This window comes from Flavobacterium sp. FG19 (genome assembly GCF_057809475.1).
The window spans coordinates 14,984-27,569 of record NZ_JBMDKA010000045.1 but is presented as its reverse complement, the minus strand read 5'-3'; the positions used below and the strand labels follow the sequence as shown (position 1 = coordinate 27,569).

The window sequence follows — 12,586 nt, the reverse complement described above, 5'->3', positions numbered from 1 at the left end:
GTGTAATGGTAACACTACGGTTTTTGGTGCCGTCTTTCTAGGTTCGAGTCCTAGTGGACCAACAAAAAAGCCTCTCGTTTGAGAGGCTTTTTTTTATGGAATGAATTTTGGGTGAACTGCATTTAAATTTTAAGTGTAATTACAGGTCTTACAGCATGGTTTACCAGTCCTTCGCTGATGCTGCCGTTAAAGAAATGTGCAAAGCCGGTCCTGCCGTGTGTACACATCCCTATTGCATCTGCATTTACACGATTGGAGAAGTTGATAATTCCGTTTTCGATATTGGTATCATTGTAGATATGAGTTTCGAAATTGTCAAGTTTGAACTCATCTGTAAAATCTTTAGCTGTTTTCTCAATAATATGAGTTGGCTTAAAACTGTTTGGGGTACAGATGGTAACTAAATGTAATTTTGCGTCATATAATCTGGCAAAGTTTAATAGTTTTTCAAATGGTTTTTTGGTTTCTTCTGTGAAGTCAGAAGCAAAAACGATATTAGAAACGTTGAAATCCGGGGTGTCTTTTTTGATGACCAGGACCGGAATTTCTGAATTTCGAACTACTTTTTCGGTATTAGAGCCTATTAGTAATTCTTCTACACCTGAAGATCCGTGAGATCCCATAACGATTAAGTCGATATTTTGTTCTTTGCTGATTTGGGTGATTCCGTGGATAGGTTTATCCATTTTTACTATTTCAGTTACAGGAATTCCTTCCAGAAAAGCGCTTTCTGAAATTTTATCGAGGGTTTCGTTTGCTTTCTGCATGAAAAGCATGGTTTCGGGAATGCTTACACTTCCAAAGATGGCGTCATTTGACTGGTGCGGAAATTCAAGCATGTGCAGGATAATAATCTCAGAACCGTTTTTTCGGGCGATTTGGGCGGCAACTTTTAAGGCGTGTTCTGCGTGTTCTGAGAAGTCAGTAGGTACTAAAATTCGTTTCATGATTTTAGGGTTAAGTGTTTAAAAAATTCATTATTAATTTGGTCTTATAAAGATAGGAAATATTTTTGCAGCAATCTATTTATTTGATTTATAAAAAAATCACTATATTTGCGCTGTTATTTAATAAAATCTAAATAATGAGGGGGCTGAATGTCCCCTCTTTTTATAAAATTATGACATTTAAAGAAAAAGTAAACGGATTAATTGCAGAAGCTCTTTTGGAAAAGCCATCGATCTTTTTGATTGATCTGACGGTTTCAGATTCTTTTAAAATTAGTGTTGGTTTAGACGGGGATAACGGGGTTGCATTGCAGGATTGTATTGATATCAGTCGTGCGATTGAGAATAATCTGGATCGTGAAGAACAGGATTTTTCTCTTGAAGTAGCTTCTGTTGGAGTTGGATCTCCTTTGAAATTGATAAGACAATACAAGAAAAATATTGGTAGAACACTGATTGTTACTACAAATAATGAAAAAATCGAAGCAGAATTGATAGAAGCTAACGATGTTTTTATAATTTTGTCTTGGAAGGCAAGAGAACCGAAAAAAGTAGGAAAAGGAAAAGAAACAGTTCAAAAAGAACAACAAATACCTTATACAGAAATTAAAGAGGCAGTTGTTACAGTAACATTTTAATTAAAGAATTCGCATGGAAAATTTAGCATTAATCGATTCATTCTCAGAGTTTAAAGATAATAAACTTATTGATCGTGTAACGCTTATGGCAATTTTGGAGGACGTGTTTAGAAATGCATTGAAGAAAAAATACGGTTCTGACGATAATTTTGATATCATTATAAATCCGGATAAAGGAGATATGGAGATCTGGAGAAGAAGAGTTATTGTTGCTGACGAAGATCTTGATTTTGAGAACGAAGAAATTACGCTGACAGAAGCAAGAAAGATTGAAGCGGATTTTGAAATTGGAGAAGAAGTTTCTGAAGAGGTTAAGCTGATTGATTTAGGAAGAAGAGCTATTTTGGCTTTGCGTCAAAACTTAATATCAAAAATTCACGAACACGATAATACGAATCTTTATAAACAATTTAAAGATATTATTGGTGATATTTATACTGCCGAAGTGCACCATGTTCGTCCAAGAGTTGTTATCTTAGTGGACGATGAAGGAAATGAAATTGTGCTTCCAAAGGAAAAACAAATTCCATCTGATTTTTTCCGTAAAGGAGATAACGTAAGAGGGATTATTGAAAGTGTTGAATTAAAAGGTAACAAGCCTCAGATCATAATGTCCAGAACTTCAGAGAAGTTTTTGGAGAAATTATTTGAGCAGGAAATTCCGGAGGTTTTTGATGGTTTAATTACTGTTAAAAATGTTGTTCGTATCCCTGGAGAAAAAGCAAAAGTAGCAGTAGACTCCTATGATGACAGAATTGATCCGGTGGGTGCCTGTGTAGGTATGAAAGGATCGCGTATTCATGGAATCGTTCGTGAGTTAGGAAACGAAAATATCGATGTAATCAACTATACAAACAACATTCAGTTGTTTATTACAAGAGCATTAAGTCCTGCTAAGGTTTCTTCGATCAAAATTGACGAAGAAAATAAAAGAGCTGAAGTTTTCCTGAAATTGGAAGAAGTTTCAAAAGCAATTGGTAGAGGAGGGCACAATATTAAATTAGCCGGTCTTTTAACAGGTTATGATCTGGATGTAATAAGAGAAGGTGATTCTGCTGACGGAGAAGACGACGACGACGTAGAATTAACTGAATTCTCAGATGAGATCGAAGGCTGGGTTATAGAGGAATTTGCAAAAATTGGTCTTGATACAGCTAAAAGTATTTTAAGACAAGAAGTAGAAGATTTAGTAAGAAGGACAGATCTGGAAGAGGAAACAATTCTGGATGTGATGAAAATACTAAAAGAAGAGTTTGATAGTTAAAAACAGACTCTTGCAACACAACGAAAAAAGGTAATAATAAAAAGGTTATATGTCTGAAGAGAGAGTAATAAGAATAAACAAGGTTTTAAGGGAGTTAAATATCTCGTTAGAAAGAGCTGTTGATTATCTAAAAGATAAGGGAATTGCTATTGATGCAAATCCAAACGCTAAAATTTCTGACAGTGAATTTAATATTCTGCAGAGCCAATTTGCGGGCGATAAGGGGAATAAGGAAGCTTCTAAAGAAGTAGGAGAAGAAAAAAGAAAAGAAAAAGAAGCGCTGCGTATTGAGCGTGAAAAGGAAATTGAGGACAAACGCAGACAAGAAGAGGAGCGTCAGAAACAACAGGAAATTATTAAAGCAAGAGCTGTTGTGACCGGACCGGTTCAGGTGGGTAAAATTGATTTAAATCCAAAGAAACCTGCAGCTGTTTCTTCTGAAGAACCAGTAAAGGCTGAAGAGCCAAAAACTGTTACTCCGCCTCAAACAGAAAAACCAGTTCAGAAAGAAACGATACAGTCTGAAACAAAGGCAGCTGTTTCTGAAGAAAAGAACGTTGAAAAACCTATTATTACCGAGAAAAAAGAAGTAAAAGCGGAAAATTCAAGAACAGCTCAGGAGCCGATTATTTCTACGGATCCGGCTACTTCAGAAGATACGATTACTACTCAATATCAAAAATTATCAGGAACGACTCTTACCGGGCAGACTATTGACTTGTCTCAGTTTAATAAGCCTAAGAAAAAGAAAGAGGATCCTAAAAACAATCAAAACAAACAAGGCGGTGGAGTACCGGGAGCAGGAGGAAATAACGCAAACAAAAATAAGCGTAAAAGAATTGCTCCTAAACCAGGTACGCCCGGAGCTGTAAAACCTGCACAAGGAAATAATCCTCAGGGTCAGGGCGGAACTCCAAATCCAAATAAACAAGGACAGAATAATCAGGGAGGAGGATTTAATGCTAACAGAAGTTCTAGGCCAGGTTTTGTAAAAGGAAACCGTCCGGCTATCGTAGCAAAAGTTGAGCCTACTGAAGAAGAAGTAAAAAACCAAATTAGAGAAACTCTTGAAAAACTTCAGGGTAAAGGAGGGAAATCTAAAGCGGCTAAATATAGAAGAGATAAAAGAGAAACACACCGTCAGAAATCTGATGATGAGCAAAGAGCGCTTGACGAAGGAAGTAAAACAATTAAAGTTACCGAGTTTGTTACAGTAGGGGAAATTGCGATTATGATGGATGTGCCGATTACGAAAGTAATTGGAACTTGTATGTCTCTTGGTATCATGGTAACCATGAATCAGCGTTTAGATGCTGAAACGTTAACTATTGTGGCTGACGAATTTGGTTATGATGTAGAATTTATCACGGTTGATATCGAAGAAGCAATTGAGGTTGTTGAAGACAGAGAAGAAGATTTAGTAACCAGAGCACCAATTGTAACTGTAATGGGACACGTTGACCACGGTAAAACCTCTTTACTGGATTATATCCGTAAAGAAAATGTTATCGCTGGTGAGTCGGGAGGTATTACACAGCACATTGGAGCATACGGGGTTACTTTAGATAACGGACAAAAAATTGCATTCTTGGATACTCCGGGTCACGAGGCGTTTACCGCGATGCGTGCACGTGGAGCTCAGGTTACCGATATTGCTATTATTGTGGTAGCAGCCGATGATGATATCATGCCGCAGACAAAAGAGGCAATTTCTCACGCACAGGCTGCGGGAGTGCCAATTATATTTGCCATCAATAAAATTGATAAACCAAATGCTAATGTTGATAAAATTAAAGAGCGTTTGGCTGGTATGAATTTACTTGTTGAAGATTGGGGTGGAAAAATTCAGTCACATGATATTTCTGCAAAAGTCGGAACGGGAGTTAAAGAATTATTAGAGAAAGTTTTATTAGAAGCTGAGATTTTAGATTTAAAAGCAAATCCAAATAAAGCAGCGCAGGGAACTGTTGTAGAAGCTTACTTAGATAAAGGAAAAGGATATGTGTCTACCATTTTAGTACAGCAGGGTACGCTGAAAATTGGAGATTATATGCTGGCAGGAAAACATCATGGTAAAGTGAAAGCGATGCATGATGAGAGAGGGCATACTGTTTTATCGGCAGGACCTTCAACTCCGGTTTCTGTTCTAGGTTTAGACGGAGCACCGACAGCAGGTGATAAGTTTAATGTTTTTGAAGATGAAAAAGAGGCTAAACAAATTGCATCTAAGCGTTCTCAATTAATGCGTGAGCAGTCTGTTCGTACTCAAAGACATATTACGCTTGATGAAATTGGACGTCGTATTGCTCTTGGTCAGTTTAAAGAATTGAATGTAATTCTTAAAGGAGACGTGGATGGATCTGTTGAAGCATTGTCCGATTCGTTCTCTAAATTGTCTACAGAAGAGGTTCAAATTAATATCATTCATAAAGGAGTTGGTGCGATTACGGAGACAGATGTTAACTTGGCTTCTGCATCAGATGCTATTATTATTGGATTTAACGTTCGTCCAGCAGGAAATGCAAGGCAGTTGGCAGATAAAGAAGAAATTGATATCCGTTATTACTCTATTATTTACGCAGCTATCGATGACTTAAAAGATGCGATGGAAGGAATGTTAGCACCAGAAATGAAAGAAGAAGTTTTAGGTAATGCTGAGATTCGTGAGATTTTCAAAATTTCTAAAGTAGGTTCGATTGCTGGTTGTATGGTAACAGATGGTAAAATCTTAAGAACTTCTAAGATTAGAGTTATCAGAGATGGGGTTGTAGTACATACAGGTGAATTGGTTGCTTTAAAACGATTCAAAGATGATGTTAAAGAAGTAACTAAAGGTTATGACTGTGGTATTCAGATAAAAGGATTTAATGATATCGAAATTAATGATGTTATTGAAGCTTACCATGAAGTAGCCATCAAAAAGAAATTGAAATAATATTCGATAACTTATATGCGAAGTCCCAATGAAAATTGGGACTTTTTTTTTGACAGAAATTGTGCGGGTATGGTTTTACAGGTATTACTGATGAGTTTCATTTTTGTAAAGGTGTTTCATTTTATAATATGAAACGGAATTTTGTAATTGGGGATTGCAATGGCCGCAGAAATGTTTGTTTCTTTGTTTTAGTGATTTGCGTTTTTTTAGTATGCCGGTATTTTGATTTTGAGAAGTTAAGATAAAGGCCGGTGAGGGGTTGAGTTTGGATTAAAAGGAAGACTGGATATGAGACTAAAGATAATTCGTGTTATAAATGCAATTCTGGACCGAAGTTTAAAACCAGATAAGGTTGTTGGTAATTTTACAACTGTCCGGGAGCTGAGAGAAATAATGCCGGCATTACTGGACGGATATTTGTCTGAAGAAGAAATGCCGGACAGTCTGCTTTTGCTGTCGCCGCCTCCATTAGAAAATTCGGCCTTTTTTAAACTTGATTTAGAGCAGGCAGAAAAAGCGGTTGCATTAAAAAATGAGAAGCGTTTTTTACAGGCAGCAAGAGATGCGGATTTGTCTTTTCCTTTTGTTGTTAAATCTTTTGAACTGGTTTTGGGTATTGAAATAAACGAGACAAAAACACCTAAACTTTGTGTGCTGATGCGTCGGGTTATGACAGATGCGGGTTTGTCTACCTATGCGGCTAAAAATCATTACAAACGAAAACGCCCGTTTATGGTGAATAATGAGAGGACCTGTACTCCGGATCTGGAAGATTCATTAAGAAAGGTTGGCTCGTTTCCTTCGGGTCATGCTGCGGTGGGCTGGGCATGGTCATTAATTTTGATTCGGCTTTTTCCTCATAAAGAAACAGAGATTTTGTCTAGAGGGTATGATTTTGGGGAAAGTCGTGTTGTTTGTAATGCACATTGGGATAGTGATGTAAAGATGGGAAGGGTTATGGGACAGGCAATCGTGGAACTGCTTCTTATAAATCCTGCTTTTCTGGCCGATTTTGAAGAGGTCAGAAGGGAAGTAGCAGGAGATAATAGCTGAACTTTAGAGTAAGAAATATCTGTGTTTTAAAAAGAAAAGCTTTTTGTTTGGGATTTTAATGTTATTTTTGATAGTAAATAAATTTTTAAAATATGAAACGATTTTTAGTCTATACGGTTGTCTTTTTTGTTGGTTTTTCTAATGTATCATTCGCTCAGGAAGATGTCGAAAAACCTGCGCCTCCGGCTGGCAATGCATTGGTAGGGGATTTTTATGGTGAAGATGTTTCTGCAGTATCTGTGTCCAAAGCGGTTTCGGTAGAGAAACTGGAGAATGAACTTAAGAATATTAAAAAAGCAGAAGGAGTCTTAGTGAAAGGGCAGGTGACTAATGTTTGTGAAAAAAGAGGCTGCTGGCTGACACTTAAAACAGAAGATGGTTCTTCTTTCTTTGTAAAAATGAAGGATTATGCCTTTTTTGTTCCAACAGCTTTAAAAGGTAAAAATGTAGTTTTGGAAGGAGCTGCCGAGAGGAAAATTACCTCGGTTGAAGAGCTTAAACATTATGCTAAAGATGCTAAGAAGGCTAAAGCGGAAATAGAAGCTATTACCAGTCCAAAAGAAGAAATACGCTTTTTGGCAGATGGTATTAAAGTGGTGAACTGATTAACGGCTTTAACTCAAAAAACGATATAGGAAAGCACTTTCTATTACAAAAAAAAGCGGGATAATTTATCCCGCTTTTTTGTTTGTTTTGTGTTTGAAATTGTTATTTTCCAGGTTTAAGTAAAAATACAGTTTTGTATTTTTTCCTAATCTCAGCTAAGTTTCTTTCTGCTTCAATTCGGGACTCAAAATTCCCTACAATAACCTTGTAATTAGGGGTGTTGAAAATGATGGTTCCGTCAATATTCGTGTATTCTCTTTTAAAGTCAGATAAGGTCTTTTTTGCTTCGTCGCTTTTACCGCTGAAAATTTGAATCCGATAAGAATCGTTTGTGCTTATTGATGTGTTAAATTTACGTTTATCGTTCAGTAACTGCTCGAATTTAGGGTCCTGATTCAATGTTAAATTTTGGCCGTGAATGTGAATATTACAGGCTAATGTAAACATTGTTAGAGATAAGAAAAGTTTTTTTGAGGGGGTTAAAATTCTCATAATGTGATGGTTTTTATGCAAAAATAGTATTTAAAGTCCGGATGTAAAATTTTAATATTATTTAGAATTGATATAAATTGATATTTAAGAGTATTTTAAGGTTTTGAGAATAGTTCATAAGTCGTATTTTTGTGCAAGTTTTAAAAGAAGGTATTAATTTTTGTCTGATTTAGTGCAGAAAAAATCATACCAAAAATTAGTAGATAATTATTATACTATATGAAAAAGGTGGGTAACCATAATTCGATCTCAAGAAAATTATTACTTAGTTTATCGCTAACGTTGATTTTCTCCCTAACTTCATTTGCTCAAGATCCTGCTGCAGCTCCTGCGGCGACTGAAGCTGCTGCTGCTCCGGCTGCGGCATCTGGTGGTGATCCGGTAAAAGGGAAAGAACTTTTTAATGCAAATTGCGCTGCATGTCACAAATTAGATGCTAAATCAACAGGTCCTGCTTTAAGAGGTGTTGCTTCTAAGCATGATATGGCTTGGATTTACAAATGGGTGCACAACAGTTCTGACATGATTAAGTCAGGAGACCCTGTTGCTGTTAAGCTTTTTGAAGAAAACAACAAAGCTGTAATGACATCTTTTCCTCAATTATCTGAGGCTGATATTGATAATATTATCGCTTATACTTCTGAAGAAAAAGCTGCTCCTCCTGCTGATGCTAAAACATTGCCAACTGGTAATCCTCAAGATGGTGGAAGCGGAATTTCTAATAATGTAATCTTAGGAGCTCTTGCTCTTGTAATGGCTATTTTAGTTGTTATGTTGTTCATGGTGAACAAAGTATTAACTAAAGTTGCGGCTAACAACGGTATTGAAGTTGCTCCAAAAGAAGGCAGAACTCCAATCTGGAAAGCTTTTGCTAAGAATCAGTTTTTAGTATTGGTTACTGCTATATTTTTACTTTTAGCCAGTGGTTACTTTGTATACGGGTATTTAATGCAGGTTGGTGTGGATCAGAACTATGAGCCGATTCAGCCAATTCATTACTCTCACAAAATTCACGCCGGAGACAATGAGATCAATTGTAAATATTGCCACTCTGCTGCACGTGTAAGTAAAACAGCTGGTATTCCTTCTTTAAATGTTTGTATGAACTGTCATAAAAACATTTCTGAAGTAGCAGAGACTACAGCTACTGCAGAATACAGCAAAGCATTCTACGATGGAGAAATCCAAAAATTATACGATGCTGTTGGATGGGATAAAACTAAACAGGTTTATACTGGAAAAACTAAACCGGTAAAATGGGTTCGTATTCATAATCTTCCTGACTTTGTTTACTTCAACCACTCTCAACACGTTTCTGTTGCGGGAATTGAATGTCAGACTTGTCACGGTCCTGTGCAGGAATTTGAGATCATGAAGCAGTACTCTAAATTAACAATGGGATGGTGTGTGGACTGCCACAGAAAAACCGATGTTAAGATGGAAGGAAATGCTTACTATGATAAAATTCATGCTGAACTTTCTAAAAAATACGGTGTAGAGAAATTAACTGCAGCGCAAATGGGAGGTTTAGAATGCGGTAAATGCCACTATTAATCGAATTATTAAGATTTTAATATATATATACAATGTCATCAAACAAAAAATACTGGAAAAGTGTTGAGGAGCTAGAAAACAGCTCTATTGTTGAGGCGCTTAGAAATAACGAATTCGTTGAAGAGATTCCTACAGAAGAATTCCTTGGGAATGCAGATGCTTTAGCTTCGTCTGGAACTTCACGTCGTGACTTTTTAAAGTACGTAGGATTTAGTACTGCGGCAGTTACACTGGCTGCTTGCGAAGGTCCTGTGCACAAGTCTATCCCTTATGTATTACAACCAGAGCAAATCATTCCTGGTGTTGCAGATTATTATGCAACTACTGTTTTTGATGGTTTTGATTTTGCCAACCTTTTGGTTAAAACTCGTGAGGGTCGTCCAATTAAAATTGAAAACAATACCATTGCCGGTGCTAAGTTTTCTGCCAATGCAAGAATTCATGCTTCTATCTTAGGTCTGTATGATAGCGGACGTTTGAAAGGACCATTGAAAAAAGGTGAAAAAACTAGTTGGACTGCTGTAGATTTAGAAATTAAATCAAGCTTAGCTGAGGCAAAAGCAAAAGGCGGTCAGGTGGTAATCTTAACTAATACATTAGCGAGCCCTTCTACCGAAAAATTAATTGGTGAATTTATTGCTAAGAACCCAAACGCAAAACATGTAGTTTATGACGCAGTTTCTTCATCTGATGCACTGGATGCATTTGAAGCTGTATACGGAGAAAGAGCGTTAGTGGATTATGATTTTTCAAAAGCTTCATTAATTGTATCTGTTGGTGCTGATTTCTTAGGAGACTGGCAGGGAGGCGGATATGATTCAGGATATGCTAAAGGACGTATTCCTCAAAATGGAAAAATGTCCCGTCATTTCCAGTTTGAATCTAATATGACATTATCAGGAGCAGCCGCTGACAAGCGTGTTCCGATGACTACGGCTGATCAAAAACAAGCTTTAGTTCAAATTTACAATATAGTTGTTGGTGCTTCTGTTCCTGTTTCTTTAGATGCGAAATATAAAGAAGAGGTTGTAAAAGCAGCTCAGCAATTAAAAGCTGCAGGTACAAAAGGTATTCTGGTTTCAGGTATCGAAGATAAAAATGCACAATTATTAGTTTTAGCTATTAATCAGGCTTTAGCTAGTGAAGCATTTAGTACTGCAGGAACAAGACAAATCAGAAAAGGATCTAATGCTGTTGTAGCTCAGCTGATCAAAGATATGAATGCAGGAAGTGTTCATACTTTAATTATGAGCGGTGTAAACCCGGTTTATACTTTGGCTAATTCTGAAGCTTTTGTTTCAGGACTTAAAAAAGTGAAAACTTCAGTAGCATTCTCTTTAAGAGAAGATGAAACTTCTTCTGCTGCTACAATCGCTGCTGCGGCACCTCACTATTTAGAGTCTTGGGGAGATGTAGTAATTACAAAAGGAACTTATAGTTTAACACAGCCAACTATTCGTCCTATTTTCGAAACAAAACAATTTCAGGACGTTTTATTATCATTAAACGGAACACCTGGAAATTTCTACGATTATTTAAAAGCTAATTCAGGGGCTATTATTGCAGGTACTACCTGGAATAAAGTTTTACATGATGGTGTTTTTGTTTTGGAATCAGCTGCTTTAGCGGGTGGGTCTTATGATTTCGCCGGTGCAGCAAGTGCACTTTCAAAATCTAAAGCTTCCGGAGAACTTGAGTTGGTATTGTATACTAAAACGGGTATGGGTGACGGACAGCATGCTAATAACCCTTGGCTGCAAGAGTTTCCTGATCCAATTACCAGAGTTTCATGGGATAACTATATTACAGTTTCTAATGCAGACGCTAAAAAATACAATTTATCAAACGAAATTGTTGCTAATGGAGGATTGAATGGTAGTTATGCTACTATTACTACTGCAGATGGTAAGAAATTAGAAAACGTTCCGGTAATTGTTCAGCCAGGACAGGCGGTAGGTACAGTTGGTTTTGCTGTAGGATACGGTCGCAAAGCTGGTTTAAAAGAAGAAATGCAGGTAGGTTTAAACGCTTACGCTTTATATACAAATTTCAATAGTGTTCAGTCTGTTACCATTGCTCAGGCAAAAGGAGAGCATGAGTTTGCTTGTGTTCAGGGACAGAAAACTTTAATGGGTAGAGGAGATATTATTAAAGAAACTACTTTAGAAATCTTCAATACCAGAGATTCAAAAGAATGGAATGAGCCGCCAATGGTATCTTTAGACCACCAGGAAGTTGAGGCTACTACTGTTGATTTGTGGGAATCATTTGATCGTACTACAGGTCATCATTTTAATCTTTCGATTGACTTAAATGCCTGTACAGGATGTGGTGCATGTGTTATTGCCTGCCACGCCGAAAACAACGTTCCGGTTGTTGGAAAAGCAGAGGTAAGAAGAAGCCGTGATATGCACTGGTTACGTATCGACAGATACTATTCTTCTGAAAGTACTTTTGAAGGAGATAACGAAAGAAAAGAAGGTATTGCCGGTTTATCCAGCTCATTGTCTACATTCAATGAAATGGAGAAACCAGGAGATAATCCACAAGTAGCATTCCAGCCTGTAATGTGTCAGCACTGTAATCACGCACCTTGTGAAACAGTTTGTCCGGTTGCTGCGACTTCTCATGGTCGTCAGGGGCAAAACCACATGGCATACAACAGATGTGTTGGTACTCGTTACTGTGCTAACAACTGTCCTTATAAAGTGCGTCGTTTTAACTGGTTCTTGTACAACAAAAACAGTGAATTCGATTATCATATGAATGACGATTTAGGTCGTATGGTATTAAATCCAGACGTAAACGTTCGTTCTCGTGGTGTTATGGAAAAATGTTCATTCTGTATCCAAAGTACACAAGCTGTTATTCTTGAGGCTAAACGTCAGGGAAGAGTAGTGGCTAAAGATGAGTTCAACAATGCTTGTGCATGTTCTGCAGCTTGTTCTTCTGGTGCTATGGTATTTGGAGATGTAAATGATAAAGAAAGCGAAGTGGCTAAATTAGCAGAAAGCGAAAGAATGTATCATTTATTAGAGCATGTTGGTACAAAACCAAATGTTTTCTATCACGTTAAAGTTAGAAACACTTAGTAAAT

The 12,586-nt window shown here is 37.1% G+C and carries 9 protein-coding genes; 7 read left to right on the top strand and 2 right to left on the bottom strand.

Translation table 11 applies throughout. The features are described 5' to 3' along the window. Positions 1 to 122 precede the first annotated feature (122 nt). Positions 123 to 947, bottom strand: coding sequence for a universal stress protein (locus ACODST_RS26490; RefSeq protein WP_488935104.1), 825 nt, complete (start codon positions 945 to 947; stop codon positions 123 to 125). A gap of 173 nt (positions 948 to 1,120) precedes the next feature. Between ACODST_RS26490 and rimP the strand changes: the two genes are divergently transcribed. The 5 genes from rimP to ACODST_RS26465 all read left to right on the top strand — a co-directional run bounded on the left by rimP (position 1,121) and on the right by ACODST_RS26465 (position 7,442). Further along, the gene (gene rimP, locus ACODST_RS26485) at positions 1,121 to 1,585 is read left to right on the top strand and encodes a ribosome assembly cofactor RimP (protein WP_488935103.1); all 465 of its coding nucleotides are present in this window, start codon (positions 1,121 to 1,123) and stop codon (positions 1,583 to 1,585) included. 13 nt (positions 1,586 to 1,598) lie between these two features. Further along, positions 1,599 to 2,849: a transcription termination factor NusA gene (nusA, locus tag ACODST_RS26480; protein WP_488935102.1), complete on the top strand. Its 1,251-nt coding sequence runs from the start codon at positions 1,599 to 1,601 to the stop codon at positions 2,847 to 2,849. A gap of 49 nt (positions 2,850 to 2,898) precedes the next feature. Then, positions 2,899 to 5,784 carry a translation initiation factor IF-2 gene (gene infB, locus ACODST_RS26475; RefSeq protein ID WP_488935101.1) on the top strand — a complete coding sequence of 962 codons (2,886 nt, stop codon included), beginning with the start codon at positions 2,899 to 2,901 and terminating at the stop codon, positions 5,782 to 5,784. Positions 5,785 to 6,072: 288 nt separating this feature from the next. Further along, positions 6,073 to 6,837, top strand: a complete 765-nt coding sequence (locus ACODST_RS26470) for an acid phosphatase (RefSeq protein WP_488935100.1) — start codon at positions 6,073 to 6,075, stop codon at positions 6,835 to 6,837. 92 nt (positions 6,838 to 6,929) lie between these two features. Then, complete coding sequence (locus ACODST_RS26465) at positions 6,930 to 7,442, top strand: DUF4920 domain-containing protein (RefSeq protein WP_488935099.1); 513 nt, start codon at positions 6,930 to 6,932, stop codon at positions 7,440 to 7,442. Between the two features lie 103 nt (positions 7,443 to 7,545). On the opposite strand, the gene ACODST_RS26460 is transcribed toward ACODST_RS26465, so the two are convergent. Next, positions 7,546 to 7,935 (bottom strand): SPOR domain-containing protein, encoded by a 390-nt coding sequence (locus tag ACODST_RS26460; protein ID WP_488935098.1) that lies wholly within the window; start codon positions 7,933 to 7,935, stop codon positions 7,546 to 7,548. A gap of 219 nt (positions 7,936 to 8,154) precedes the next feature. On the opposite strand from ACODST_RS26460, the gene ACODST_RS26455 reads away from it, so the two are divergent. Together ACODST_RS26455 and ACODST_RS26450 are read left to right on the top strand one after the other, a co-directional pair. After that, a complete protein-coding gene (locus ACODST_RS26455) occupies positions 8,155 to 9,489 on the top strand; it encodes a c-type cytochrome (RefSeq protein ID WP_488935097.1) in 1,335 nt (444 codons plus the stop codon). A gap of 32 nt (positions 9,490 to 9,521) precedes the next feature. Further along, positions 9,522 to 12,581, top strand: coding sequence for a TAT-variant-translocated molybdopterin oxidoreductase (locus ACODST_RS26450; RefSeq protein WP_488935096.1), 3,060 nt, complete (start codon positions 9,522 to 9,524; stop codon positions 12,579 to 12,581). The last annotated feature ends 5 nt before the right edge of the window (positions 12,582 to 12,586 follow it).